The organism is Tepidibacter hydrothermalis (assembly GCF_029542625.1).
GTDB lineage: Bacteria > Bacillota > Clostridia > Peptostreptococcales > Peptostreptococcaceae > Tepidibacter_A > Tepidibacter_A hydrothermalis.
In genome coordinates this window covers 3,444,215-3,471,201 of record NZ_CP120733.1, presented here as the reverse complement: position 1 = coordinate 3,471,201, position 26,987 = coordinate 3,444,215, and the positions used below count along the sequence as shown (strand labels likewise).

The window sequence follows — 26,987 nt, the reverse complement described above, 5'->3', positions numbered from 1 at the left end:
CAAGCATTATATTACCACTAATAAGTATTGTCAATATTGTTTTCAAAAAATATTTAATTTTGCAAGAATTTATTATGAATATATACACTCTAAAATATCCAAAGTATATGTTGAAAACTGTAAAAAATTAGATATATAAAAGTAAAAGTTTGTGGATATGTGGATAAATGATGTTGATAATTATTTTCAAATAAAACCTTTACAAAAATTTCATATGTGCTATAATTGATAATGATAATACATATCAATTAAGAAGGAGGTATATTTATGAAAAAAATATCTATCGTTTATTGGAGTGGAACAGGAAATACAGAGGTTATGGCACAGGCTATATCAAAAGGTGCTTCTGAAAATAGTGAAGTGAAGCTTGTAAAAGTAGAAGATGCTACTAAAGAAGATATTTTAGATGCTGATGCAGTTGCTATCGGTTGTCCATCAATGGGAGCTGAGGAGCTTGATCCTGATTATATGGAACCATTTATAGCTTCTTTTGAGAATATAGATTTAAACCAAAAGCCTATGATCTTATTTGGATCTTATGATTGGGGCGATGGACAGTGGATGAGAGAATGGGATGAGAGAATGACAAATTATGGAGCTAATATACTACAAGAGGGATTAATAGCTCATTTAAGCCCAGAAGATGAAGATTTAAATAAATGTGAAGAAATAGGAAAAAAATTAGCAAATGCTTAAAATTAACTAACGATATTTAATTTTTATTCGTTATAAAAGCCAATATGAATTTTCATATTGGCTTTTTATGTTTACAAAAAAAAGAAAATATGATAGATTTATTGATAATAATAATCATTTTAATTAAAGAGAGGGGATATAGTTGATTAATATGAATCTATCTAAAAATAAATCAACGATATATAGATTATTTAAAGAAAATCCTAATAAAGAATTAGACATAAATGATGTATTAACACTTATAGACGAAGAAAATGAAAAAATAAGCAAGAGAACGGTATATAGAGCTATAGATAAGCTTATAGATGTTGGTAAAATATACTGTAGTTCTATACGTGATAGAAAAAGGAAGTTTAAACTTAGTGATATTAGATACTGTGAGATTATATGTAATAAATGTCATACTTTAAAAAAGATAAAGATAAAAGATAGTGAAAAATTTAAAAAATATACAATAGGGGATAAATCATTTGACATAACAGGTGGATATATTAAGTTTTACGGAACATGTAGTAAGTGTTTGGAAAAAACATAGGAAAAGATATTGACAATCACTATCGATAGAGATATACTTTATATTTGTAATGATAATTAAAATCAAATGAGTTATAAAAATAATTGAAATTAAAAGTTATTATAAAATATAACATTTTGGGAGAGGATGCATATGTCTGGTGCTTTAGCAAGTGCAATGATAACTGAACCCTATAAATTTGAAGGGGAAAATGGGAATTCGATGAAAAACTTATCTGAAGTAGAAGTTGATATGGAATATACAATAAAATCAATTGAGACGGATGATGAAGAGATGAAGAGCTTTTTATTCACTTTGGGATGTTACGAAGGTCAAAAAGTAACAGTAATATCGGTATTGGCTGAAAACTATGTTATATCAGTAAAAGATGCAAGATATAGCATTGACTCGGAATTGGCAGAAGCTATAATTGTATAAAATTTTATTGAGAGCTATAGAGATATAGCTTTTCAATTGTCAATAAAGTTAACTTTGATATTTTATTTAACATAAAAGATTATTAATTTGTACTTATTCTAGGTCAGCGATGCTGATAAAATAATTTTTAGGAGGGGAATTATGAAAATAGCACTAACAGGTAATCCTAATAGTGGTAAAACAACATTGTTCAATGCTATAACAGGTAAGATTGAACATGTTGGTAACTGGGCTGGTGTTACCGTTGATAAAAAAGAAGGTAATATCAAAAAGAATCTGAACAAAAGTGATATAGAGATTACAGCAGTTGATCTTCCAGGTGCATATTCAATGTCACCGTTTACATCTGAGGAATCGATTACGAGAGACTTTGTTAAAAACGAAAATCCAGATGTAATCATAAATATTGTTGATGCGACAAACTTAAGCAGAAGTTTATTCTTCACAACACAGCTAATGGAATTGGGAATTCCTGTAGTTGTAGCTCTTAACAAGAGTGACTTGAACGAAAAAAAGAAAACGTCAATTAATGTGACTGAACTTAGCAAAGCATTAGGGTGTCCAGTTGTGAAAACTATAGCAACAAAATCAAGCAGTAATGGATTAGAAGAGTTAATTTCTAAAGTTGTAGAAGTTAAAGGCAAAAACCAAACGGCTGCATATGACAGTAAGGGAGTAGATTTTGAAAATGCTGAGGCCGTAAAAGCTTCTGATAAAAATCGTTATGATTTTGTTAACGGAATTGTTTCAAAAGTTGAAGATCGTAAGGTGATCAGTAACCGTCAAACTAAGCAAGATGCTGCAGATAGAATATTGGCTCATAAATGGCTTGGAATTCCAATCTTTGCAGTAGTTATGTGGGCGGTATTCTCGATTTCTCAAACGCATTTAGGACCGCTATTGGCTGATATATTCGTTGGTTGGATTGATGGTATATATGCATGGGCAGAAGGTGCCATGGGAGAAGGTGTATCCCCAATTTTAAAATCATTGTTGTTAGATGGAATTATAGGTGGAGTTGGTGCTGTAGTAGGATTCCTTCCACTTATTATGGTATTATTCTTCTTATTAGCATTACTTGAAGACTGTGGTTACATGGCACGTGTTGCTGTAGTAATGGATAGATTTTTCAAGCGTGTAGGTTTATCAGGTAAATCAATCATACCTATGGTTATAGGAACTGGATGTGCTATTCCTGGAGTAATGGCAACTAGAACTATAAAGAATGAAAGACAAAGAAGAACTACTGCAATGTTAACTCCGTTCATGCCTTGTGGTGCAAAACTTCCTGTTATAGCATTATTTGCAGGTGTATTCTTTGATGATGCATCATGGGTTGGTACAACAATGTACTTTATGGGTATTGCCATAATTATTATTGGGGCATTAATAGTAGTAAAAATTACTGGTGAGAAAAATAAAAGATCATATTTTATAATGGAATTACCAGAATATAGATTCCCAAGCATCAAAAGAGCTACAATTTCAATGTTTTCTAGAGCAAAAGCATTTATTATAAAAGCAAGTACTATTATACTTCTTTGTAACGCAGCTGTACAAATTATGCAAACATTTAACTGGCAGTTCCAAGTTGTTGCTGAAGGTGCTGAAGGTACAAGTATACTTGCAAGTATTGCATCACCGTTTGCTATCTTACTGATTCCACTTGGATTTGGTGTATGGCAGCTTGCAGCAGCAGCTATTACAGGTTTTATAGCAAAAGAGAATGTTGTTGGTACTTTGGCTGTAGTATACTCAATTACAAATTTCATTGATACTGAAGAATTAGCACTTGTGTCAGGTGGAGGAGATGTTGCAAGCGTTATGGGATTAACTTCTGTAGCTGCACTATCTTATCTTATGTTCAACCTGTTCACGCCACCGTGTTTTGCAGCAATTGGTGCTATGAACTCTGAGATGGAAGATAGAAAATGGCTTTGGGGAGGAATTGGATTTCAATTCGGAATGGGTTATGTTGTAGCATTTATGACTTACCAAATTGGTACATTGATTACAACAGGTTCTTTAGGAACTGGTTTTATACCTGGATTTATTGCTGTTGCAGTAATGGTAGGATATGTTGTATTCCTTATGAAAAAAGGTGATGAAAAGGTTAATCAAAAGAATTTAGCATAAGAGAATAGGAGAAAATTATGGCAAATATAATTGTTGGAATAGTGATACTGTTAATTATTGGTCTATCTATTACAAAAGTCATTATTGAAAAAAGAAAAGGTGTCAAGTGTATTGGCTGTCCTCATTCAGGATCAAATAATAAAGGAAGCAATTGTAGCTGTAATATATCAAAATTAGATAAATAAAATGTAAAAGACCGAGTGTTTTTCCACTCGGTCTTTTATATTCTATAAAAAACAAATTTAAAAGATATACAATAAGGGATAAAACATTTGATATAACTTGTTTCTATAATAAGTTTTATTGAATATGTAGTAAGTTCTTAGGAAAAATATAGAAAAAGATATTGACAATCAATATCGATAGAGATATACTTTATATCTGTAATGATAATTAAAATCAAATGAACTGCAAGAACAATTGAAATTGAAAATGATTAATACGGGAGGGATTACATATGCCTTTAGCTATGGCTAATCAGGGGCAAGAAGTTGTCTTACAAAATATAAATTGGGGTCCAAAGATGAAGAAAAAACTTCAGGATATGGGTTTAACTCCTGGAGTGAAAATAAGTGTTATATCTAATGATACAAATGGTTCATTTATAGTTAATGTAAGAGGTTCAAGGCTTGTACTTGGAGGAGTAGTTGCTCAACAAATTATGGTGAATTAAATATGAGGAGGTAAATAAATGATAAGAACTTTAAAAGATCTAGCACCTGGAGCAAGTGGTAAAGTTATGATGGTTAAAGGAAAAGGTGCTATAAAAAGAAGGTTTATGGACATGGGGGTTATAAAGGGAACGGAAATAAATGTTGAAAAGGTTGCTCCATTAGGAGATCCTATAGAGGTTAAGATCAAGGGGTATAGTCTTACTCTTAGAAAAGAAGATGCTCAAAATATAGTAATAGAGTAGTATTCTTTTTAAGGAATTTTTTTTGTGCTTTAAATGAAAATAATTATTATTTTCGAAAAGGAGGAGAAGTTTTGAGTAAAAATATTACTATCGCTTTAGCGGGTAATCCTAACAGTGGAAAAACAACTTTGTTTAATGCATTGACTGGTGCTAGACATCATGTAGGAAACTGGGCAGGGGTTACAGTTGAAAAAAAAGAAGGAAGATTCAAACATAAGGATACGGAAATAATAGGTGTTGACTTACCAGGGACATACAGTTTATCACCATATTCATTAGAAGAAAAAATAGCTAGAAATTACATAGTAGAGGAATCACCAGATGTTGTAGTTAACATAGTAGATGCTTCTAATATAGAGAGAAACTTGTATTTATCTGTACAATTAATTGAGCTTGGAAAACCTGTTGTTATAGCTCTTAATATGATGGATGTTGCTAAGTCTAGAGGATATAAGATTGATGTAAATAAATTATCTAAGTTATTAGGAGTACCTATTGTACCTATAGTTGCTAGTAAAAAACAAGGAATAAGCGAACTTTTAGATGAAGTAGTTAAAGTGAGCAGTAATAAAAGCTTAGCAAAAGGTAATCCTGTTGATTATGGAAAGAAATTAGAAAATAAGATAACGGAGAATATAGAATCTTTAAAATCAAATCCAAAGGCATCTAAGTATGACTTAAGATGGGTAGCTTTAAGAGTAATAGAAGAAGACGAAGAAATAATGGAATTATTAAATAAAAATCATACAAGCAGTGCTAGTGATGAAATAGCGATAGCATCAGAAGCTTTAGAAATATCGCTTGAAGATGACTTTGAATGTTTAATAGCAGATAGAAGATATAATCATATAACTAGCATAATATCAAAATCAGTTAAAAAACCTGCAGTACAAGGGTTAACAGCATCAGATAAAGCAGATAAGATACTTACTAATAGATGGTTAGGACTTCCGATATTCGCACTTATAATGATGGGTGTATTTTACTTTACATTCGATTTAGTTGGTAACGTATTTTTGGATAAGATAGATGTATTCTTTGGTGAAACATTGTCAGGATGGGCTACAGATGCATTAACTAGTATGAACGCAGCAGCTTGGTTACAATCACTTATAGTAGATGGAATCATTGGAGGAGTAGGTGGAGTATTAGTATTCTTACCTAACATAATATGTTTATTCCTTGCAATATCATTACTCGAAGATAGTGGTTATATGGCTAGAGTTGCATTTATAATGGATAGACTTATGAGAAAAATAGGACTTAGTGGAAAAGCATTTATACCTATGATATTAGGATTTGGTTGTAATGCACCAGCTATAATGGGAACAAGAACACTTGAAGATGAAAATGATAGACTTGCAGCTATACTTATAAATCCTTTTATGTCTTGTTCGGCAAGACTTCCAGTTTACACTTTATTTGCAGCAGCATTCTTCCCTGGAAAAGAGAAGTTTGTAGTATTCTCACTTTATTTATTAGGAGTAGTAGTTGCTATAATAGTAGGGCTTATATTTAAGAAAACTTTATTTAAATCAGATGGAATGCCTTTTGTAATGGAGTTACCTCCATATAGAATACCTACATTGAAAGGTACACTAATAACTGTATGGGAAAGAGCTAAAGGATTCTTGATAAAAGCAGGAACATTAATATTTGGAGCCAGTATGGTACTTTGGTTCATACTAGGATTTAACTTCACAGGACCTGCTGATTTAACTGAAAGTATAGGAGCATCAATTGGTAGAGTGTTTGCACCTTTATTTGCACCACTTGGATTTGGAAACTGGCAAGCAGCACTTTCTTTAATAACAGGAATACTTGCAAAAGAAGTTGTTGTAAGTAATATGTCTATAATATATGGACTTGGAGAAGAAGCAGCAGCTGGTGCATTTGCCCAAACATTAGCTGGAACATTTAATCAACTTACAGCTTATGCATTTATGGCGTTCGTACTTTTATATACACCATGTGTTGGGGTAATAGGAGCTATAAAGAGAGAAACAAATTCTTGGAAATGGACAATTTTTTCTGTAGTATATCAATTCGCAGTAGCTTGGATAGTAGCTATGTTGATATATCAAATAGGAAGCTTAATAGGATTATAAAATGAAAAAGTCTTTAGAAATAAAGACTTTTTTATTTATAAAAATACACAAAAGATAATAAATATCGATTGATAAAAGGTGACAAAAGAGAAAGAGAATTAATAATAAGTGAAAAAACGACAAGAATATGGTAATATATACATATAAAAACTAAAAAGTAGGTGTGAATATGTTTTGCATATGGAGAACTGTAATTTATAGTGCTATTGGAATGATATTTACCGATAAGAACAAAAAAAATAATATAACAAACAAGGTTCCAAGCTTCAAAGGAATATTGGAAGTGAGACACTGTATAACAGGTAGAATCAGACTTTATATTCCAATATTAAAAAATAACGAAGAAATCAAATCTATTATAATGGATCAACTTAGTAAGATAAATCTTATAACAAATATAGATATAAATACTATAACTGGTACAGTACTTTTAAATTATGATAACGAAAAAATAGATCCTATGATTATAGTTGGAATAATGATAAAGATCCTTAATTTAGAACAAGAAATAGAAAAAACGCCTAAGTCAAAAATTGAAAAAGAGATGATAGAACTTAAAAGTAGTTTGAATAGAGCTGTATATGAAAAAAGTCAGGGAATAATAGATGGAAAAACTACGTTAGGCTTGAGTCTAGTTTTATTTGGTATATATAGATTGAGAAAAAATCCTACTATAATGCCTAGCGGAATGACCCTTATGTGGTGGGTATATTCTGAGTTTTTTAAAGGAGGAGTTAATTAAATGTTTGATATAGTTTCGTTTGCAGCTATTCATCTTAAAAAATTCAAAGTAATACATAAGTTACCAGGTAGACTTAGGATTAAGGTTCCAAATATGAACAAAGCTACTAAAGATGCAATTTCATATGAAAAATATCTTACAGAAGCCATTAATATACTACCTGGTATAAAAGAAGTTACGTATAACTATATAAGTGGTAATATTCTTTTAACTTATGATATTAAAGTTACTTGTGAAAAACAGGTTTTATCATGGTTAGATAAAATATGGGAAATAAGTATTAAAAATAGGAAGTTTATAGAAGAGCATGCAATTAATAATATAGATTATGTAGCAGATAACATTAGATATCAGCTAAAAAAAGAAGTAGATAATATATGAAAAAAGTAGGTGATATTTTGACAAAAAAGAAAAATAAAAGGCAGCCTTTGTTAAAGTGTGAAGTCATACACAGTATAGACGGAAGAATAAGACTTCGATGCAGAGCATTTGAATATTTATTTGAACAAAAAGAAGAAATAGAGAAGAAAATTGAAAATATAAGTTCAATAAAATCTGCAAAAATAAGTATATTAACTAAAAATATACTTATTTATTATAATGGAAAATCTATAAATCAAGAAGAGATAATAGGAATAGTAGAGGATACCATATCACTATATTCTATGATAGCGTACAAAGGAGAAAGAGAAGACAAGACTAAGGTCTCTGTTAAAGAAAGAAGTATTCAAGAAGAACCTGTTGAGGATATATTAAAGAGAATAGTTTCAACTACCGCTGTTATAGGATATTCTTTATTTAACAAAAAAAATAAGATTGTACCAAATAGTATACTTGGCAAATTTACAACAGTTCCTGCTATTGCATCTATAGCTTTATCATTACCTATTATAAAAAGTGGTATTTCATCTTTAAGAAATTCTTATAGACCAAATGCAGATGCGCTAACAGCAACATCTATTGTAACTAGTATAGTGGCAGGTAAGGATTCATCAGCACTTACTATAATACTACTTTCAGATATAGCTGAGCTTTTAACATCGTATACTATGTCTAAAACTAGAAATTCGATAAAAGATATGCTTTCTTTAAATGAAGAATTTGTTTGGGTACAGCTTGATGACAAAACGGTAAAAAAAGTAGAAATATCAAGTATAAAGAAAGATGATTTAGTAGTAGTACATACTGGAGAAAAAATATGTGTAGATGGTGAGGTTGTATCTGGAGAAGCAGTTGTAGATCAAGCTGCTGTAACTGGAGAGTTTATGCCAGCTATAAAAAGAAAAGGTGAGAATGTATTTGCTGGAACTGTAGTAAAAAATGGAACAATAACTGTAAAAACTGAAAAAGCAGGTGATGATACAGCTGTAGCTAGAATTATTCACCTAGTAGAAGAAGCATCTCATAGAAAAGCATCTATTCAGGCATACGCTGATAATTTTTCAGGGTATTTAATACCATTTAATTTTATATTGGCTGGGATTACATATATGGTTACAAAGAGTTCATCAAGAGCTCTTAACATGATGATTATAGATTACTCTTGCGGAGTTAGACTATCTACAGCTACTGCATTTTCTGCTGCTATAAATACAGCAGTTAGAAATGGAATACTTATAAAAGGTGGAAATTACATAGAAAGATTAGCAGAGTCTGATACTTTAATACTGGATAAGACAGGTACATTAACGGAAGGAAAACCACAAATACTAAATGTTATATCTGCAAATAAGGATATATCAGAAAAGGAAGTTATTGAAATTGCAGCTGCTGCTGAGGAAACATCAAATCATCCTATGGCAATAGCAGTTCTTTCAAAGCTTAGACAATCAGGATGGGATATACCAGCTCATGGAAAGAATAAGGTACATATAGCTAGAGGAATAGAGACTACTATAGGTCAAGACAAGATATATGTAGGTAGTAAAGTATTTATGTCAGATAATGATGTAGATACATCTATTTTGGATGATGAGGCTAAGACATTAATATCTAATGGAGAAGGTCTAATATATGTAGCTAGAAATAATGAATTAATAGGAATTCTTGGGATTCAAGACAAATTAAGAGATAATATGAAAAAGGCTATAAATAATTTAAGGTATCAAGGGATAGACGATATAGCTCTTTTAACAGGAGATTTAAAAGAACAGGCTGAGATAGTTGCCAATAAAATGGCTGTTGATAGATATGAAGCACAGTTGTTTCCTGAAGATAAAGCAAAACAAGTTCTTAGCATACAATCAAAAGGATCTAAGGTAATAATGGTTGGAGATGGAATAAATGATGCTCCTGCACTGGCATATGCCGATGTAGGTGTTGCAATAGGAGGAGGCATGACGGATGTTGCCATGGAAGCATCTGATATCACTATACAGTCAGATAATCCTATGCTACTTCCTGCTATTGTAGATATGTCTAATAAAACTATGAATATTGTAAAGCAGAATTTTGGAATGGCAATAGGAATAAATACACTAGGATTATTATTAGGTGCAGTAGGTACACTTCCTGTATTTTGGGGTGCTGTCCTTCATAATTCAAGTACTATATTAGTTATTGCCAATTCACTTAGGTTGCTTGTATATGATATAGAGAAAAGGTAGGTGCGAATATGGTAAATCCATCTATTGTTATACTTCATAAAATGCATAACAGAGTTAGAGTAAAAATATCACTACCTATTAGAAATGAAGAAAACGTAAGGAATATGATTATGAATACACAGGGAATAAAGTCTTTTGAGTATTCACCTATAACTAAGAGCATATTAGTTTATTTTGATCATTCAAAGATTGAACTTGAAGAAGTAATCATAAAGATTACAATTGCTTTTTCTAAAGAATATGGATTAATACCTATAAATATAATAAGCAAGCATCCTACAAGAGATATGCCTAAAATAGCTTTTTATGCAGCTATATCTATTGCAGCTGCTTCGGCTTCGCTGGCAATTAGACCTAATAAAAATGTTCAGGAGTTGCTTAACTGGATTGCAGTTGGAAGTACTACGGGAGCAGTTATGGATCATGCATGGATGGAAATAAAGAAAAAAGGTGCATTTGATCCAGAAGTTGTATCTGTGATGTATCTTATAAATTCTGTATTTAAAGGAAATTATATAAATTCATCAGCACTTACATGGCTTACCACATTTGGAAGACACATTATAAGTCCTACTTATGATGAAATAAAGCTTAAAGTATATGAGGTTAGAGACAAGAAATCAAATGATATAGATTATGATATAGAAATAATAGAAAATGACAATATAGACAATGCAGTTGATTTTTTTAAGACATTCGCATCTAAATGCATACAAAAAAATGATACTTCATTTAGAAATAGAAGGATGTATAGTGAAGGAATACTAAATTGTAAATATGCAAAATGTATTAAAAATTATTAAATATAAAAGGGAGAGTTGAATATGATATCAGTTAATAAGGACCATATAACAGGAGCATTAGTAGGTGTAGGGGTTTGTGCAGTTGGATATTATGCTTATAAAAAAAATCAATGTAAGGTAGATGATTTTTTAAGAAATCAAGGAATAAATATTTCATCATATAATACTAAAAATTATGCTTCTATGTCTATAGAAGAATTAGTAGAGACAAAAGAAGTATTAGAAGATTTTATAGCAGAAAAAGAGATGCAGACTGTACCTGCTACAGTATAATTTAAAATCAAGAAAAACTCGTGCTAATGTGCGAGTTTTTTTGTATATAAGTAGCTTTGAGTGTATAATAATATTTAAATATAAAAATAGGTAGGTATATAAATGTTTGGATATGTAAGAATAAATAAAATGGAACTTAAAATGAAAGAATACTATAAATACAGAGGATACTATTGTGGTCTTTGTAAGTATTTGAAGGAAAATTTCGGAGAAATATCTAGACTTTCATTAAATTATGATGTAACATTTTTGATAATATTATTATCATCTATATATAAAAGCAAAAATTCTATAACTAAGGAAAGGTGTATAGTTAAGCCAGCGAGTAAGAATTTGAGGATAGTAAATGAGATAACAGAGTATGGTGCAAATATGAATATTATATTAACTCATAACAAACTAAAAGATAATGTAGATGATGATAAAAGAATAAAGGATTATTTATTTTATTACATACACAGTCATGTATATAATAAAACAGATAGTACATACAAACAAAAATCAGAGTTTATACAAAGTAAACTAAAAGAATTATATGAATTAGAAAAAAACAATACGATGTGTATAGATAAAACATCTAATATATTTGGAGATATAATGAGAGAAGTATTTCGTTATAAAGAAGATGAATATACACATATATTAGGTAATATAGGATTTAATATAGGAAAATATATATACATATTAGATGCATATGAGGATTTAGATGAGGATTCAAAAAAAGGAAGATATAATCCTTTTATGAACTATATAGATAATAAAGAAGAGCTTAAAAACAAGGTTGAGAATCTAATTTTGATTATACTATCTTTTATAGAAGAGGATATAAATAAGTTGGAATTAAGTGAGAACATAGGAATTGTTGAAAACATAATATATTCAGGAATGTATTTGAGGTTTATTAACATAATGAAGGGAAGAGATAATGATGAGAAATCCATATGAAGTTTTAGGTGTTAATAAAAATGCTTCTAAAGAAGAAGTTAAAAGAGCTTATAGAGACCTTGCAAAAAAGTATCACCCTGATAAGCATATGAACAACCCTCTATCTGAATTAGCACAAGAAAAATTTAAAGAGATAAATGAAGCATATGACAGTATAATGAAGGGATATGAGAATTCAGGAAGTGGTCAGTATAATAATACAGGTAATAATTTGTATGAAGTAAGAGATTATATAAACAGAGGAGATTTTTCAACAGCTAGAAATATACTTTCGAATATGAATAATAGAAGTAGTGAGTGGTATTATCTTATGGGTCTGACATCTATGAGACTTGGACTTTATGATGAGGGAGCTGACTTTATAAAAAGAGCTCATTTTATGGAGCCAAATAATAGAGAATACAAAATGGCTCATGATAATATAATCAATAGACAAAGAGCTTATTCATCTAGAACTCGTGAATATAATGGAGGAACTGATATGTGTAATGTATGTACAACTCTTTACTGTGCAGACTGTTGTTGTGAGTGTTGTGGTGGAGATTTGATAGCTTGTTGTTAGGAGGATATTATGAGTAAAAGAATAAGTTTTTTGGGAATGTTGTTAGGAATAAACCAAATAATGTTGTTTTTTTCTAGTATAGTACCGGGAAACAGACTATTTTTTTTAGGAATAGCATCACTTCCAGTTGCTTTGGTCATAATAGAATTTGGATTGAAAAGCGGAATACTATTTTATATAGCATCTGCATTATTGTCGGTTATCATAATTTTAGATAAAGTATATTTAGTACCATATATATTGTTTTTTGGAATATATGGAGTCGTAAAGTATTTGATTGAGAAGGATAGAAATATTCTACTTGAGTACATACTTAAATTAATATCATTTAATATACTTTTAATGATAGGGTATTTTACAGTTAAGAACTTAATATTTGCAGCGGTTAAGATGAATGTTGTTGTGTTTATTTTGGCTCAGGTTGTATTTTTGATATATGATTATGCTTATGGATTATTTATAAGTTATTATTATAATAAGATAAAGGGAAAGATAAGATTATAAAGCTTATTGTGTTGGTTCTTAAGCGAAAAATGAATGCCATTTAAATACCGATACTTAGCTAATATTTTTATATAACTAAAGATTATGCCTACTGAATATTCTAAAACTTTTAAACTCCCTATAGTCAGACAAAAAAGTTTCTTAACGTATATTCAGCAGGTATAATCTAAGTTATATGGAAAAATATTAACAAAAAAGTATCTAACATTTAAATGACATTCATTTTTTAATTATAGTACTTAAAGTTTAAATAGATCTAATGATGATTACTCACATAAAATCAATTATATAGAAACACTAACGGTAGGGTCTAGATTATATATTACATCTTTTCTTTCAACTATTATTTTAGCAGTTTTAGATAAGTATTCATCATTTTGAATTTTACATAAAAGTTCTTTTGCAGGATTTATAGCTATAGGGTTTCCTACTTTGGTTAGCATTGAAAAGTCTCCATTAGTATCTCCATAAGCATATGATTTTGATAAATCTAGGTTATACTTTTGAACGAAGGTGTCGATAGCTTTATTTTTACTGTCTGAATCCCACATAGGAGTAACATCTCCAGAAAATTTATTGTCTTTAAATATATATCCACTTCCTACACAATCAGAAACCTTATATTTATTAGCCATTTTTTCGACTAAGAAATCTGGACTTCCAGATATGAATATAACTATGTGGCCTTCATTTAAATGCCATTTTATTCTTGAACGAGTATATCTATAAACTCTTTCAGCTTTCAAAGTTATAACTTGATTACTTGTAAATTCTATGTCTTTTTTATTAAGACCTTTTATAGAGGATATATATATTTCGGCAAGTTCAAGTAAGTAATCATCGTAATTTCCCTGCCTTTTGTCCCAATCTAAAAATGTTTTCTTTGCGTGAGAATGCCATACAGAAGGATCCACTAAATCATATTTTATAAGTTTTTTGAAGTGTTCAACCATTAAAGAATCTCTATATAACGTGCCATCGATATCGAAAAAAGCTGCTGTTTTATTCATTGAGTCACCACCTTAAAAAATTTTTTATCCAAAAGCTAAAACTTCTAAAGCTCCATCCTTTTAAGGTTGGAGATGAGAACTTAACAGTTTATGGATTAGTTCACCCAAAAGGGCACTTATACAACTAGAAATTCAAATTGAGTAAAAACTACATCTGAATTAAGTTTCACTTTATATAAATTATAGATTATATCAATTTTAATTTAATATATCTTTATAAGTTTTACTTTATAAATATTATATACATTATTATGTAAAATTCAACAATATTTATTAGTAATTTAAGAAGATTAATTTATTTTGTTATTAAAAATTTATATTACTTTAGATTATTTAGCTATATAATTAAAATTGATGTTTAGAATATAATATGTAAATAATATGTAAGAAGGTGAGTAAATGAGTTTTTTATTTTCAAAAATTACTAATTCTAGGCTTATGGGAACTATGGGACTCAGAATAGCACGACAAATTGGAAATAATAGATTAGATCAATATTTTTTGCTTGATGCAGAAAAAGTTGGAATAGCAGATTATGTATCTATAAAAAACGGAGATGAGAGATCTTTATACGAAGAAGAAGAAAGATTGATGGGAGGACTTGGTTCAGACAGGATATTTATAAGTGAGAAGGAGGCTATGTACCTTGTAAATCATTTTGGTAATAAAAATTTAAGGTACAATAAAGAGTTTCCTGGTTATAAAGATGAATATATAGAAATAATAGAAAATAAAATAGATAGTGTTGATTATGAAAATTTATTTATTAAAATATCAAAGAAAATAGAAACACCTGTAGAGTTTATAAATTATATGACTATGAGAATAATAGGAGGTGATTATGAGGCACTAAACTTTTTTTCAAAATATCATATTGATGATATGAACATTACGGATAATGAAGCTGTACTTCTTAAAAATAAGGTAGTCCCTATTAAGAATAATAGATATATATCTGAGTTTATATTTGAAGATGATATATATTATAGATCTAAAATAGGTTTTAATATATCTGATTCAAATGGACATTATAAAATAGAGTCTATAATTTACATTGATAAAGAAGAAGTAGATTTTAATATTGTTTCAAATGAGTTGATGAAAGAGGAGTATATACTAGTTTATAATATAGAAAATGAATTTTATAAAAAATTTATATATGATAATCCAAAATTTATGAAAAGTGAGTTTGATAGTGGAGTTTTAGTAACTGAGTTTAAATCAAACAACAATCATGTTGATAAAGAAGTATACTATATAAGTGGCGATATAAATGCTATATATTATATTAATGATTTACAACTTGTAGTTGCTACTTATGATTATGATACGAAATTTGAAGTAGAAAAAGCACTTACAGAAGAATATAGTGAATATATAAATTTAGATAGTGAATATAAATTCGAAAATTCTTTGATATATGAATTTGCACAAATGGGATATGATGATTTTTATGACTTTATAGATGAATAGGTTGGCGATATGAGCCAGGCGTTAGCATGAAGCGAATTTTTTAAATTCGGTTGTGTTTTGAATTGATATATTATAGTATATGTATATTACAGATTGTATAAATGAGAGGATGGGTAGATTTGAATTATTTTATATTAATAATAGGTTTTGTGTTTTTGATAAAGGGAGCTGACTTATTTGTAGATGGATCTTCATCAATAGCAAAAACTTTTAAAATACCTCCTATACTTATAGGTCTTACTATAGTTGCATTTGGAACTAGTGCGCCAGAAGCTGCTGTTAGTATTAATGCTGCTCTTAAGGGGTCTAATGAGATAGCACTTGGAAATGTGGTTGGGTCTAATCTATTTAACTTTCTACTTGTTATAGGTATATCATCTATAATAAATCCTATGAAGGTTCAAAAGAATACTATATTAAAAGAATTTCCACTTGCAATACTGACTAGTATTGTATTATTTATTTTGTGTGCAGATATAACTCTACAAGGAGCGAAAGTTGATGTTATATCAAAGGCTGATGGATTAATACTTCTTTGTCTGTTTTTAGTATTTTTATATTATCTTATTGAGATGGCTATAATGTCAAGAGATGATTATAAGGATGATTCTAAAAAGACCTCTTTAGGTAAAAGTGTATTTATGAGTATTATAGGTGTTGGAGGAATTATATATGGAGCAGAGTGGGTAGTAGATGCTAGTTCATCTATAGCTATAGATTTCGGTATGAGTAAGAATTTGGTGGGACTTACTATTGTAGCTGTAGGAACTTCTCTTCCAGAGCTTGTAACATCTATTGTAGCAGCATTTAAAAATGAAAGTGATATAGCTATGGGAAATGTTATAGGTTCAAATCTATTTAATATTCTTCTTGTTTTAGGAATATCATCATCTATAAGACCTATACCAATAAATCCGGCTATATTTGTAGATATGATATTTTTACTATTGGTTACTATAATAACGTATACATTTGCTATAACTAAAAGAACTGTATTTAGGATAGAAGGAGTATTTCTTGTATGTTTATATATAGGATATATGAGTTATATAATAATTAGAAATTAGAATAATAAGATGCTATCTCCAAGTAGAAAGTAATTTCTACATCGAGACAGCTCTTTTTTTTAAAAATTAAACTATAAAAAGAAAAGGAGCTAACTTCTAAAATGATTTTTAAAATCATTTCGAGATAGCTCCCCTGTTTATTTACTCATCATCATCTTCACAGTAGTCCATATCCATCATACCATGCATACTTTGCATACCGTGCATACTCTGCATACCCATCATACCGTGCATACTTTGCATACCCATCATAGGTTGCATAGATTGCATACCCATCATAGGGTTCATAGATTGCATACCCATCATATCCTGCATACCTTGCATTGCATCCATAGGGTAAACATATGCTACATAACCCATAGGAGATGTCATATTCATATTATTATCCATACCCTTCATACCCATTGTATCATCCATACACTGCATACTCATCATAGGGTTCATAGATTGCATGCCCATCATAGGATTCATACAGTACATACCCATCATAGGATTCATAGCTTGCATACCCATCATAGGATTGTACATATTCATATCCATTTCCATATCGTCATCATATTTTTTATGACATTTTCTATAATCATACATAAGGTAGACCTCCCTGATAAAAATATTTCATTCCTCTATATATATATATTACTTAACATGAAAATTGTTACAAAAATAAGTATTTTATATAGGAATAAATAGAGTATAAAAATAATATAAAATATGGTAATATAAATATATTCCAAATATGGAATTAAATTTAAAGGAGGGGTTGAGTTGAAAACTTTAAAAATTGTATTTACTTTAGTAATGTCTATCTTAATGTCTTTTACAACTGTTTCGATGGCTCAAGAAAATGACAGTATAAGTAGAATAGAATTATCAAAAAGCATAATTGATTCATTTGAAATTGAATTGGTACAAGACAGTAAATCTTCTTTTAAGGATGTCAAAGCAGAAGATTTAAAATATGTATCTACTATAGTTGATCAAAAAATATCGTCAGGATATGGAGAGTTTTTCAAGCCGGATAAATGTGTTACTAACGAAGAGGCTATGACTATGATAGTAAGGGCAATGGGTGAAGAAAAGCTTGCTCAAAGAATGGATATTGAAGGGATTGAAAAAGGATCAGATTGGGCTAAATGTTATATTGCTTATAGTATAGACAAGAAAATTATAAACAAAAACATTGATCCAAGTGCGGTTTTAACTAAAGAAAATTGTGATAGTATGATTAAAAATGCAGTTGATTACTATAATAAAGAATTAAAAAGAGATGGACTAACAGTATATGATATGTTAGATAAAGCTGGTCAAAATATGCTTGAGAAAAAAACATATAAAGCTACAACTAATATGGATATTACAAGCACTACAAAATCAGAAGAAGAAGGAATTGAGGATACAGTTATTAATATGAATAAGGTTCAAGAAGTACAATTTGAAGCACCTGAAACTGTATATACAAAAGATACTACTACTATGAATAATCCTGAAACAGATGAAGAAATGAATATGACTTCAGAGGTTTATATGAAGGATAGAATAATGTACATTAAAGCTGATGGACAAGAAAAATGGACTAAGATGGATCTGAATCCTATGATGAATGAATTACAATCTATGATGGGATCTAGTATGAACACTAATACACTTACTAAAGAGCAATTAGATATATTTGGTATGTATGCTAAATATGAAGCTGATGAGAAAATAGAAGACAAGGATTACTATGTTGTATCTATAGATATAGATGACGAGTCATTTAAAGAAATAGTTAAAATGATAGCTGATAAAGCTAATGAAATAGCTGCTAATGTTGAAGAGACAGAAAATAAAGATAAAAAAGAGATAGATGAATTTATAGATGAGTCTGATGATCAAGAGATGGTAAAACAAATTATAGATACTATAATTGAAAATGTAGAAATGAATATAAATTGTAAATATTATATAGATAAAGAAACTAAGATGTATGACAAGATGGAAATGGAAATGGATATGAAGATGAACTTCATGGGAATTAACAACGAAACTAAAGCTACAGCTGAATCAAAATATCATGACTTTGGAGAAAAGTTAGAGTTTCCTGAGATAAGTGAAGATGATGTAGAGAGTATGGATCTATAAAAACTGAATAGATTAATGAAAAATGATGCTTATTAAAATTTAATAGGCATCATTTTTTTGTATGTGGTTTATCAAAAACTTCCTATAAAAATACCGTGAATACAACGATATTTTGAATATAACTAAGGCTTTATCTTATTAATAATTCTAAAATTTACGAACTCCCTACGGTCAGACACATAAATTTCTTAACGCATTATTAAACGATAAAACCTAAGTTATACTAGTTAAAATATCTAAAAGTATTCACTAACATTTTCATAGGAAGTTTTAATTGTAAGTTATTCTATTATAAAATCAAGTCTTAAATATTTGCAATATATAACCAGGAGAATCAGCTATAAAATTTGTGCCTCCATTTTCAAGTTGCCATAATGAATACCATACTCATGTGATTCTTATATAATAATGGATAGATATCAAAAAATCTCCCCCTAAATAAAAGGGGAGATTAGTTTAAAATTCGAATTTTTTCTTTCTATATCCTTTTAAATAATTCATGCAGAAGTGATCTCTTCCCGCTAAAGTTTCGGCAACTAATATATTCGCCATCATTTGCTTATCTAGAGGATTTATTAAAAGACCATCAAGTCCTTTTGAGATAGCCATAGTAGCGAATAAACTGTTCATAAATTTACGCTTTGGAAGACCATAAGATATATTAGATAGACCACATACTGTATGAACTCCTTTAAAATTATTCATTATACTTTCTACAGCATCTAAGAATTCTACACCAAATGTATCTTTAGTAGCTATAGGTTGAACTAGAGGATCTACATATATATTGTCTAAAGGAACGTTGTTTTGAACAAGTCCATTTATAAGTTTATCAGCTATTTTTAGTCTATCATCAGTAGTTTCAGGCATTCCATCATCGCTCATACAAAGAGCTACTACCTTAAGATCAGTTCCTGCAACTATCGGAAGTATTTTATCGTGTCTATCTTTTTCAAGAGATATAGAGTTTATCATAGCAACGCCTTTATGGACATTCAAAGCTCTTTCAATAGCATTAGGATCTGGAGAGTCTATACAACAAGGGATATCTACTTCTTCTTGAACATTTTTAACTAACCACTCTAGATACTCCGGTTCCTGACCTACGAATATACCTGCGTTTACATCTATATAATTGGAACCAGCATCAGCTTGATCGCGAGCAACTTTTTTTATGTACTCACAGTCTTGTTCTTCAATAGCTTTTCCTATTAATTTACGGCTCGCATTTATAAGCTCACCAACAATAATCATATTCATTCTCCCCCTTAAATTTAGTTACTAGTAATTATAAAGCAAATTTGTAAAAAGGGTTCCAAAGGAACCCTTACAATTATTTAACTAATTCACGAGCAAGTTCTACTGCTTCAGCAGCATCTTCGCTGTATCCGCTAGCTCCAATTTGATTAGCAAATTTTTGAGTTACAGGAGCGCCACCTACCATAGTTTTATATCCTAATTTTTCTTCTTTTATTTTATTTATTATCTCTGACATAGCAGGCATAGTAGTAGTTAAAAGAGCAGACATACATACAACATCAGCACCGTGTTCTTTTGCAGCATTTAAGAATGTTTCAGTATCCGCATCTATACCGATATCTATGACCTTAAATCCAGCACCTTCCATCATCATAGCAACAAGGTTTTTCCCTATGTCGTGCATATCTCCTTTTACAGATCCAATTACTACAGTTCCTTTAGACTCATTGTCATCTGCACTCATATGAGGTTTTAACACATCAAGACCAGCCTTCATAGCATGAGCAGCCATTAACATTTCAGGCACAAAAAATTCACCTTCACTAAATAATCTACCAACTTCGTCCATAGCATTTATAAGTCCGTTATTAAGTATGTTTGAAATATTTGTTCCGTTGTTAACTTCCTCTTCAACTGCTTCAATAACTAATTCATCATCAAATTCCAAAACTGCATCATAAACTTTTGATATACTCATAAAAATCACCCCTAATAAAATTTGAATTAATAAGCTTATATTTATATTTTTGTAGATAAGCTATCGTTATTAGAAATTCTTAGTTTTTATATAAAGCTAAAATGGTATGTCAATGTATATTAAAATGGTATGTTAATGTATATGAAATATAAATTAAAAAGATTCTATTAAACAATATCATTTTTTACTAAATTTTGAGATTTGGAATGCATTATACTATAGATCTCAGAATCAAATGTAGATTTATAAAAGATTTTAACAAAGTGTAATATATATTAATATTCATTAATATACATATTGCAAAGCAAAGTTAGGGGCGATGCTATTTGAAAAAAAATGTGTATATGAAAAAGGGAGAGAATATATTACAGGGATTAAAAGAAAGAAACATATCATTTTATGCACCGTGTTCGGGTAAAGGTATTTGTGGTAAATGCAAGGTTAAAATCAAAAATAGTACAAGTAATATAACGGAAGAAGAAATTAAGCATTTGAGTAAAAAGGAAATAGAAGAGGGAATAAGACTTGCTTGCAAAACATATATGAGCGAAGATGGAGAAGTTGAGATAGATTACGATATAAACGGATGCAAGAATGATTTAAAAAAAATAAAATATAATACTAAAAGCTTTATACAACAGAAATATATTAAAATAGATCTTGAAAATGGAGTAAGTGTAATAGATATAATAAAAAAGCAATTGAACAATGTATATATAGATAATGAAATGATGAGAAATATATCTAATATAAATTACAATGAAGGTATTAATATTACTTTATATAAAGATAGAATAATAGATATTAAAAATGATAATTATTTTAATGAAAAATACGGTATTGCAATAGATATAGGGACAACAACTGTTGCAGTATATTTACTAAATTTAAATACAGGGGAACAAATTAGTGTTAAGTCATTTCAAAATCCCCAGGCAGTATATGGTTCAGATGTTATATCTAGAATTAACTATACGATAGAAAATAAAAAAGGAATTGATGTATTAAGACAAAAAATTATAAAAGAGATAGATTATAATATAGGACTTATTTTGGATCAGTTTAACATAGACAGACAAGAAGTATATAAATGTGTAATAGTAGGAAATACTACTATGTCACATTTATTTTGGGGGCTTAATTTAAATACTTTATCAAAAATTCCATTTATACCTATTAATAGAGAGATGTTATACGATAGAGCGTGTAATATAGCATTTGATAATATGAATAAAAATGCTGTTGTAATATTTTTGCCTAATATAGCAGGTTTTTTAGGATCGGACACAGTAGCTGCTATGATAGAAGCTGATTTTATAAACAATGACAAAAACATATTATTGATAGATCTTGGAACGAATGGAGAGATAGTTTTGTTTACTAAAAAATCTATATTAGCATGTTCAACGGCAGCTGGTCCTGCTTTCGAAGGTGCAAATATAAAATTTGGGATGCAGGCATTTGATGGAGCTATAAATAAGTTGAATATAAAAGAAGATATAGAATATGAAACTATAAATAATAAAAAGGCAAGGGGAATATGTGGATCTGCATTAGTAGATATAGTAAGTGAAATGAAAAAATCAGGAATAATAAATAAAACAGGAAAAATAAATAATCCAGAAAAAATAAAAAATGATAAATTGAGGAATAGAGTACTAAAAAAAGATAAAAAGTATGAATTTAAAATAACTGAAAATATATCAATAACCCAAGACGACATTAGGCAGTTGCAACTTGCAAAATCAGCTATAAGAAGTGGAATAAACATACTTATGGAAAAACAAAAAATAAGTATACAAGATTTAGATTATATATATTTAGCTGGAGCATTTGGAAATTTTATAAATAAAGAAAGTGCAAAAGGGATTGGACTTATTCCAAATGTAGATTCTGATAATATAATATCTCTTGGTAATGCAGCAGGAGAAGGAGCTAAAAAATTTCTTTGTAATGATAATTTAGAAGAAGATATAAATTACTATATGAATAATACAGAGCATGTAGATATAGCGAAGTATGAAAATTTTCAAGAGGAATTTTTGAAAAATATATATTTATAACCAAAATCATGTGCTTAAGCCCAAAATGAAGGGCATCAAAATACCGCTCATGTGTTAAATATTTTTAATAAAACTAAGGATTACATCTTATTGAATACCCTAAAAGTTCTAAACTCCCTATAGGTCAGACAACGAACTTTTTTAACGGATATTCAAACGCTGTAATTCTAGTTTTATACAAAAATATTTAAATCATTTGCTAACATTTTAATACCCTTCATTTTGTAAGTGTAGTTTTTATATTTTGAAATATTTAAACTATATTATTGTTAAAAATGTAATTTTAATAAGTTTAACAAAAAAATCTTCTTTGTTTTATAGTGGGGAAGGTTGATTTTACAATATAAGGAGTAATACTAAAAACTGTCTATGAAAATGTTAGCTACTGCTTTTAGATATTTTGACTAATAAAACTTAGATTTTGTCGCTTAATAATCCGTTAAGAAATTTGCGTGTTTGACCGTAGAGAGTTCGGAAATTTTAGGATTCTTAAGCTACAGAAGCTTAGTTTTCTTCAAAATATTGTTGAAGTAGCGGTATTTTTATAGATAGTTTTGATAACTTGCACAAATGAAAAATAGAAGATATTTAAGATTTTTATACAAATATGTTGAATTTAGTATTTGGGGATGGGGGAGAAAATATGAGATGTAAAGCGCTTATATGCGATGTTTTATCTAGGGATTTTTATTATTATAGTTCACTTAGTGACAATATAGTGGATATAGAGCTTATGGATTCATACAACCATTTGTATCCTCAAAAGATGAAGGAGAGTATACAGAAGAAGATTGATAAAGTAGATTCTTCTAAATACGATTACATATTAATGGGATTTGGTCTTTGTGGAAATGCACTTAATGGGATACACACTAAGGATATAAAAATAGTAGTACCTAAGGTGCATGATTGCATAACTCTTTTTATGGGGTCTAGGAGAAAATACAAAAAATATTTCGAAGACAGTCCCAATTCTATGTACTATATATCATCATGGATAGAAAAAAATGGAATAAATCAAGATATGCAGGATTTAAAAAGTATAGGGCTTGGAGAAAGCTATGAATACTATGAGCAGAAATACGGAAAAAAAGGAGCAAAATATTTGTCTGAAATAGCTAACGAATGGATAAAAAGATATGATAAGGCTGTATATGTAACCAATAAATTAGTAAAAGAAGATTATTCTCATGATGTTATAAATATCTCCAAAAAAAGACAATGGAATTTTGAAGAAATAAAGGGAAATAGTGACATGATAGAGAATTTAATAAATGGGTATTGGAATGAAGATGACTTTTTGGTGGTTGAGAAAAATAGCAGAATATATTCGACAGGAGACGACAGCGTAGTCGACTTCGAATACGTACAAAGTTAAGGGGGAAAGCTTTGTAAATATTGAAGAATAATATGCTATATGATATTATGAAAAAAAGTAGAATATGAAATTAATTGGTGAAAGGGAAAGAGGTTAGAATCCTCTACAGCCCCCGCTACTGTAATGAAAGACGAAACCTAAAATTATACCACTTCAATTTATTGTAGGAAGGTAAGGGAGTAGGATGAATCTAAGTCAGGATACCTTTTCAATTAATTAAATGGGAAGCCTTCGGAGGGAAGGGTGCTAATATATTTTAGATTGTGAATATAAAAACCTAACCTTAAATGGTTAGGTTTTTTTAACTTTAAATGCAGAATTTTTTGACAAAGGGGTGAGTTGATTGAATAAGATATTAATCGCAGGAACTAGCAGTGGAGTAGGTAAGACTACTGTTTCAATGGGAATAATGGCAGCTTTGAAAAAAAGAAGTCTCAAAGTTCAACCTTATAAGGTAGGGCCCGATTATATAGATACTTCGTATCATACATATATAACTAAGAGAAATTCTAGAAATTTAGATTCTTTCATGCTAGATGATGAGAAAATAAAGTATTTGTACCTAAAAAATTCTAAGGATGCAGATATTTCTGTAATAGAAGGTGTTATGGGACTGTATGATGGATTTGGAATAGATATAGATTCATGTACAAGCTCATATACTTCAAAAATACTTAAAGCTCCTGTTTTATTAGTTATAGATGGTAAAAGCATGGCTACATCTGCAGCGGCTATGGTTTTAGGATATAAAAGCTTAGATAAAAACATTGATTTAAGAGGAGTTATAATAAATAATATAGCATCTAAAAGCCACTTTGATATAGTAAAAAAAGCTATCGAAAAGTATACAGATGTTGAAGTTCTTGGATATATTCCAAGAAATATAGAATTTTCCCTTCCTTCCCGACACCTAGGACTAGTACCCACAATTGAAATGGATGAATTAGAACGAAAATTTAGCGATTTAGCACAAATAATAGAAGATCATATAGATGTTGATAGACTAATAGAAATATCAAAATCAGAAGATGTAGTATCAAGCTTTAAAGGTGATTTACCTAAATTTGAAAATATAACAATAGCGATACCATATGATAAGGCATTTAATTTTTATTACTGGGATAATATAGATATGTTAAAGGATATGGGAGTGAATATAAAGACGTTTAGCCCTTTAGAGGACAAGCATTTACCTGAGTGTGATGGTATATATATAGGCGGTGGCTTCCCAGAAATATTTGCAAAAGAACTAGAGCAAAATAAATCTATACGAGAAGAAATAAGAAAATATCATGATAATAACAAACCTATATATGCCGAATGCGGAGGTCTTATGTATTTGGGTGAGAGTATAGTTAATAAAGATAATGAAGAATACGAGATGGTTGGAATATTAAAGGGTAAGAGCGAGATGACAAAATCCCTTAGAAGGTTTGGTTATGCAAAAGGATGTGCTTTAGTAGACACTACTATATCTAAAAAAGAAGATGTAGTTTTTGGACATGAATTTCATCACTCAGAATTCATAACTGATGAAAAATGTGTTTATGAGGTAAAAAAGGAGAGAGATTCTAAAATAATAAAAGAGTGGATGGGTGGATATCAAAAGAAAAATACTTTAGCAACATATCTACATACTCATTTTTACTCTAATCTAAATATTCCTATAAACTTTTTAAATAAGGCGGTAGAAAATAAATGAATATAGTATCAATTTATACAGGATATATGCTAGATATTATATTTGGAGATCCATATAGTCTACCACATCCTGTTATATATATAGGTAAATTTATTAATTACATAGAGAAAATAATAAGAAAGATATTTAAGACTGAAAAAAGTCTTAAAATAGGAGGATTCTTTTTAAATTTTATAGTGGTATTTACAACTTATTTTGTAACAAAATCGATTGTAAAATTATCTATGAATGCGAACTATTACTTATACTTAGTTGTAAATTCATTGATTATATATACTATATTTGCAACAAAGTGTCTTAAAGATGAAGCGGTTAAAATTTATAATGTATTAAAAGAAGATGATATAGTAAAGGCTAGAAAACAACTTTCTTTTATAGTTGGAAGAGATACACAAAATTTATCTAAAGATGAGATTATAAGGGCTACTGTGGAGACTGTTGCAGAAAATACAGTAGATGGGATAATAGCACCTATGATGTATATATTTATAGGTGGAGCACCACTTGGAATGATGTATAAGGCTGTAAACACTTTAGATTCTATGGTTGGATATAAAAATGATAAGTATATGAATTTAGGATTTGCATCTGCTAAAATAGATGATTTATTCAATTTTATACCAGCTAGAATAACTGCTTGCATAATGGCTATGGCTTCTTTATTGTTAGGTTTTGACTTTAAAAAAAGTATAAAAGTGTTTATAAGAGATAGAAAGAATCATAAGAGTCCAAATTGTGCATATCCAGAAGGAGCAGTAGCAGGTGCACTTAATATACAGCTTGGTGGAACTAATGTATACTTTGGAGAAAAAGTATACAAGCCTACTATTGGAGATAAGTTAAGAGATATAGAACCAGATGATATATTAAAAACAAATAAAATAATGTATTTAACTTCAATTTTAAGTTTAGTAATATTTACTTTTATACAGAAGGTAATATAATAAATTTTAATAGAGAAAAGATATAGAAA

General features: G+C 29.3%; 27 protein-coding genes and 1 riboswitch. Of the genes, 23 read left to right on the top strand and 4 right to left on the bottom strand.

The annotated features are described in order from the left end of the window. Positions 1-267: 267 nt before the first annotated feature. From P4S50_RS16385 to P4S50_RS16310, 16 genes are all read left to right on the top strand, one after another. Positions 268-696, top strand: a complete 429-nt coding sequence (locus P4S50_RS16385; RefSeq protein WP_277731911.1) for a flavodoxin — start codon at positions 268-270, stop codon at positions 694-696. 151 nt (positions 697-847) lie between these two features. Next, on the top strand, positions 848-1,231 hold the full coding sequence (locus tag P4S50_RS16380; protein ID WP_277734761.1) for a transcriptional repressor: 384 nt from the start codon (positions 848-850) through the stop codon (positions 1,229-1,231). Positions 1,232-1,363: 132 nt separating this feature from the next. After that, positions 1,364-1,648 carry a FeoA family protein gene (locus P4S50_RS16375; RefSeq protein WP_319023191.1) on the top strand — a complete coding sequence of 95 codons (285 nt, stop codon included), beginning with the start codon at positions 1,364-1,366 and terminating at the stop codon, positions 1,646-1,648. 141 nt (positions 1,649-1,789) lie between these two features. Next, positions 1,790-3,784: a ferrous iron transporter B gene (gene feoB / locus P4S50_RS16370; RefSeq protein ID WP_277731910.1), complete on the top strand. Its 1,995-nt coding sequence runs from the start codon at positions 1,790-1,792 to the stop codon at positions 3,782-3,784. 17 nt (positions 3,785-3,801) lie between these two features. Beyond that, positions 3,802-3,969 (top strand): FeoB-associated Cys-rich membrane protein, encoded by a 168-nt coding sequence (locus P4S50_RS16365; protein ID WP_277731909.1) that lies wholly within the window; start codon positions 3,802-3,804, stop codon positions 3,967-3,969. Positions 3,970-4,241: 272 nt separating this feature from the next. Further along, positions 4,242-4,457 (top strand): FeoA family protein, encoded by a 216-nt coding sequence (locus P4S50_RS16360; protein WP_277731907.1) that lies wholly within the window; start codon positions 4,242-4,244, stop codon positions 4,455-4,457. 18 nt (positions 4,458-4,475) lie between these two features. Next, complete coding sequence (locus P4S50_RS16355) at positions 4,476-4,700, top strand: FeoA family protein (protein WP_331489640.1); 225 nt, start codon at positions 4,476-4,478, stop codon at positions 4,698-4,700. A gap of 71 nt (positions 4,701-4,771) precedes the next feature. Next, positions 4,772-6,808, top strand: coding sequence for a ferrous iron transport protein B (gene feoB / locus P4S50_RS16350; RefSeq protein WP_277731906.1), 2,037 nt, complete (start codon positions 4,772-4,774; stop codon positions 6,806-6,808). Positions 6,809-6,977: 169 nt separating this feature from the next. Continuing rightward, the gene (locus P4S50_RS16345; RefSeq protein WP_277731905.1) at positions 6,978-7,550 is read left to right on the top strand and encodes an HMA2 domain-containing protein; all 573 of its coding nucleotides are present in this window, start codon (positions 6,978-6,980) and stop codon (positions 7,548-7,550) included. Further along, on the top strand, positions 7,551-7,931 hold the full coding sequence (locus P4S50_RS16340) for an HMA2 domain-containing protein (RefSeq protein ID WP_277731904.1): 381 nt from the start codon (positions 7,551-7,553) through the stop codon (positions 7,929-7,931). After that, positions 7,928-10,156 carry a heavy metal translocating P-type ATPase gene (locus P4S50_RS16335; RefSeq protein ID WP_277731902.1) on the top strand — a complete coding sequence of 743 codons (2,229 nt, stop codon included), beginning with the start codon at positions 7,928-7,930 and terminating at the stop codon, positions 10,154-10,156. The genes P4S50_RS16340 and P4S50_RS16335 overlap by 4 nt, the downstream gene beginning before the upstream one ends. An 8-nt stretch (positions 10,157-10,164) precedes the next feature. Beyond that, the gene (locus P4S50_RS16330; protein ID WP_277731900.1) at positions 10,165-10,959 is read left to right on the top strand and encodes a hypothetical protein; all 795 of its coding nucleotides are present in this window, start codon (positions 10,165-10,167) and stop codon (positions 10,957-10,959) included. A 21-nt stretch (positions 10,960-10,980) separates the two neighbouring features. After that, complete coding sequence (locus P4S50_RS16325) at positions 10,981-11,232, top strand: hypothetical protein (RefSeq protein WP_277731899.1); 252 nt, start codon at positions 10,981-10,983, stop codon at positions 11,230-11,232. Positions 11,233-11,334: 102 nt separating this feature from the next. Continuing rightward, positions 11,335-12,177, top strand: a complete 843-nt coding sequence (locus tag P4S50_RS16320; protein ID WP_277731898.1) for a DUF5685 family protein — start codon at positions 11,335-11,337, stop codon at positions 12,175-12,177. Next, a complete protein-coding gene (locus tag P4S50_RS16315; RefSeq protein WP_277731897.1) occupies positions 12,161-12,739 on the top strand; it encodes a J domain-containing protein in 579 nt (192 codons plus the stop codon). Before P4S50_RS16320 ends, P4S50_RS16315 begins: the two co-directional genes overlap by 17 nt. Before the next feature lie 9 nt (positions 12,740-12,748). Further along, positions 12,749-13,243: a hypothetical protein gene (locus tag P4S50_RS16310; protein ID WP_277731895.1), complete on the top strand. Its 495-nt coding sequence runs from the start codon at positions 12,749-12,751 to the stop codon at positions 13,241-13,243. A 284-nt stretch (positions 13,244-13,527) separates the two neighbouring features. Here P4S50_RS16310 and P4S50_RS16305 read toward each other — a convergent pair whose 3' ends face one another. Next, positions 13,528-14,253 (bottom strand): HAD family hydrolase, encoded by a 726-nt coding sequence (locus tag P4S50_RS16305; protein ID WP_277731894.1) that lies wholly within the window; start codon positions 14,251-14,253, stop codon positions 13,528-13,530. A gap of 399 nt (positions 14,254-14,652) precedes the next feature. Between P4S50_RS16305 and P4S50_RS16300 the strand changes: the two genes are divergently transcribed. Together P4S50_RS16300 and P4S50_RS16295 are read left to right on the top strand one after the other, a co-directional pair. Then, on the top strand, positions 14,653-15,726 hold the full coding sequence (locus P4S50_RS16300; protein WP_277731892.1) for a hypothetical protein: 1,074 nt from the start codon (positions 14,653-14,655) through the stop codon (positions 15,724-15,726). Positions 15,727-15,845: 119 nt separating this feature from the next. Continuing rightward, positions 15,846-16,793 (top strand): calcium/sodium antiporter, encoded by a 948-nt coding sequence (locus P4S50_RS16295; protein ID WP_277731891.1) that lies wholly within the window; start codon positions 15,846-15,848, stop codon positions 16,791-16,793. A 141-nt stretch (positions 16,794-16,934) separates the two neighbouring features. Here P4S50_RS16295 and P4S50_RS16290 read toward each other — a convergent pair whose 3' ends face one another. Further along, a complete protein-coding gene (locus P4S50_RS16290) occupies positions 16,935-17,381 on the bottom strand; it encodes a hypothetical protein (RefSeq protein ID WP_277731889.1) in 447 nt (148 codons plus the stop codon). 177 nt (positions 17,382-17,558) lie between these two features. On the opposite strand from P4S50_RS16290, the gene P4S50_RS16285 reads away from it, so the two are divergent. Beyond that, positions 17,559-18,914, top strand: coding sequence for a DUF6612 family protein (locus P4S50_RS16285; protein ID WP_277731887.1), 1,356 nt, complete (start codon positions 17,559-17,561; stop codon positions 18,912-18,914). Positions 18,915-19,370: 456 nt separating this feature from the next. Here P4S50_RS16285 and P4S50_RS16280 read toward each other — a convergent pair whose 3' ends face one another. Both P4S50_RS16280 and P4S50_RS16275 read right to left on the bottom strand, forming a co-directional pair. Further along, the gene (locus P4S50_RS16280) at positions 19,371-20,168 is read right to left on the bottom strand and encodes a methyltetrahydrofolate cobalamin methyltransferase (protein ID WP_277731885.1); all 798 of its coding nucleotides are present in this window, start codon (positions 20,166-20,168) and stop codon (positions 19,371-19,373) included. Between the two features lie 79 nt (positions 20,169-20,247). Continuing rightward, positions 20,248-20,871 carry a corrinoid protein gene (locus P4S50_RS16275; RefSeq protein ID WP_277731884.1) on the bottom strand — a complete coding sequence of 208 codons (624 nt, stop codon included), beginning with the start codon at positions 20,869-20,871 and terminating at the stop codon, positions 20,248-20,250. Between the two features lie 326 nt (positions 20,872-21,197). On the opposite strand from P4S50_RS16275, the gene P4S50_RS16270 reads away from it, so the two are divergent. The 4 genes from P4S50_RS16270 to cbiB all read left to right on the top strand — a co-directional run bounded on the left by P4S50_RS16270 (position 21,198) and on the right by cbiB (position 26,958). Then, complete coding sequence (locus P4S50_RS16270) at positions 21,198-22,934, top strand: ASKHA domain-containing protein (protein ID WP_277731883.1); 1,737 nt, start codon at positions 21,198-21,200, stop codon at positions 22,932-22,934. A 643-nt stretch (positions 22,935-23,577) separates the two neighbouring features. Then, positions 23,578-24,312, top strand: a complete 735-nt coding sequence (locus P4S50_RS16265; protein WP_277731882.1) for a DUF1638 domain-containing protein — start codon at positions 23,578-23,580, stop codon at positions 24,310-24,312. A gap of 58 nt (positions 24,313-24,370) precedes the next feature. After that, positions 24,371-24,539, top strand: a riboswitch (cobalamin riboswitch). 116 nt (positions 24,540-24,655) lie between these two features. Further along, positions 24,656-26,014, top strand: coding sequence for a cobyrinate a,c-diamide synthase (locus P4S50_RS16260; protein ID WP_277731881.1), 1,359 nt, complete (start codon positions 24,656-24,658; stop codon positions 26,012-26,014). After that, positions 26,011-26,958, top strand: coding sequence for an adenosylcobinamide-phosphate synthase CbiB (cbiB, locus tag P4S50_RS16255; protein ID WP_277731880.1), 948 nt, complete (start codon positions 26,011-26,013; stop codon positions 26,956-26,958). The genes P4S50_RS16260 and cbiB overlap by 4 nt, the downstream gene beginning before the upstream one ends. Positions 26,959-26,987 lie beyond the last annotated feature (29 nt).

What these genes read in the sequence shown, in the direction of transcription:
- P4S50_RS16365 (WP_277731909.1), top strand. Translation starts at nt 3,802, where the DNA reads ATGGCAAATATAATTGTTGGAATAGTGATACTGTTAATTATTGGTCTA.
- P4S50_RS16290 (WP_277731889.1), bottom strand. Translation starts at nt 17,381, where the DNA reads ATGTATGATTATAGAAAATGTCATAAAAAATATGATGACGATATGGAA.
- P4S50_RS16305 (WP_277731894.1), bottom strand. Translation starts at nt 14,253, where the DNA reads ATGAATAAAACAGCAGCTTTTTTCGATATCGATGGCACGTTATATAGA.
- P4S50_RS16280 (WP_277731885.1), bottom strand. Translation starts at nt 20,168, where the DNA reads ATGATTATTGTTGGTGAGCTTATAAATGCGAGCCGTAAATTAATAGGA.
- feoB (WP_277731910.1), top strand. Translation starts at nt 1,790, where the DNA reads ATGAAAATAGCACTAACAGGTAATCCTAATAGTGGTAAAACAACATTG.
- P4S50_RS16300 (WP_277731892.1), top strand. Translation starts at nt 14,653, where the DNA reads ATGAGTTTTTTATTTTCAAAAATTACTAATTCTAGGCTTATGGGAACT.
- P4S50_RS16385 (WP_277731911.1), top strand. Translation starts at nt 268, where the DNA reads ATGAAAAAAATATCTATCGTTTATTGGAGTGGAACAGGAAATACAGAG.
- P4S50_RS16330 (WP_277731900.1), top strand. Translation starts at nt 10,165, where the DNA reads ATGGTAAATCCATCTATTGTTATACTTCATAAAATGCATAACAGAGTT.
- P4S50_RS16335 (WP_277731902.1), top strand. Translation starts at nt 7,928, where the DNA reads ATGAAAAAAGTAGGTGATATTTTGACAAAAAAGAAAAATAAAAGGCAG.
- P4S50_RS16320 (WP_277731898.1), top strand. Translation starts at nt 11,335, where the DNA reads ATGTTTGGATATGTAAGAATAAATAAAATGGAACTTAAAATGAAAGAA.
- P4S50_RS16355 (WP_331489640.1), top strand. Translation starts at nt 4,476, where the DNA reads ATGATAAGAACTTTAAAAGATCTAGCACCTGGAGCAAGTGGTAAAGTT.
- P4S50_RS16315 (WP_277731897.1), top strand. Translation starts at nt 12,161, where the DNA reads ATGAGAAATCCATATGAAGTTTTAGGTGTTAATAAAAATGCTTCTAAA.
- P4S50_RS16340 (WP_277731904.1), top strand. Translation starts at nt 7,551, where the DNA reads ATGTTTGATATAGTTTCGTTTGCAGCTATTCATCTTAAAAAATTCAAA.
- P4S50_RS16310 (WP_277731895.1), top strand. Translation starts at nt 12,749, where the DNA reads ATGAGTAAAAGAATAAGTTTTTTGGGAATGTTGTTAGGAATAAACCAA.
- P4S50_RS16275 (WP_277731884.1), bottom strand. Translation starts at nt 20,871, where the DNA reads ATGAGTATATCAAAAGTTTATGATGCAGTTTTGGAATTTGATGATGAA.
- P4S50_RS16265 (WP_277731882.1), top strand. Translation starts at nt 23,578, where the DNA reads ATGAGATGTAAAGCGCTTATATGCGATGTTTTATCTAGGGATTTTTAT.
- P4S50_RS16360 (WP_277731907.1), top strand. Translation starts at nt 4,242, where the DNA reads ATGCCTTTAGCTATGGCTAATCAGGGGCAAGAAGTTGTCTTACAAAAT.
- P4S50_RS16345 (WP_277731905.1), top strand. Translation starts at nt 6,978, where the DNA reads ATGTTTTGCATATGGAGAACTGTAATTTATAGTGCTATTGGAATGATA.
- P4S50_RS16325 (WP_277731899.1), top strand. Translation starts at nt 10,981, where the DNA reads ATGATATCAGTTAATAAGGACCATATAACAGGAGCATTAGTAGGTGTA.
- cbiB (WP_277731880.1), top strand. Translation starts at nt 26,011, where the DNA reads ATGAATATAGTATCAATTTATACAGGATATATGCTAGATATTATATTT.
- P4S50_RS16375 (WP_319023191.1), top strand. Translation starts at nt 1,364, where the DNA reads ATGTCTGGTGCTTTAGCAAGTGCAATGATAACTGAACCCTATAAATTT.
- P4S50_RS16380 (WP_277734761.1), top strand. Translation starts at nt 848, where the DNA reads ATGAATCTATCTAAAAATAAATCAACGATATATAGATTATTTAAAGAA.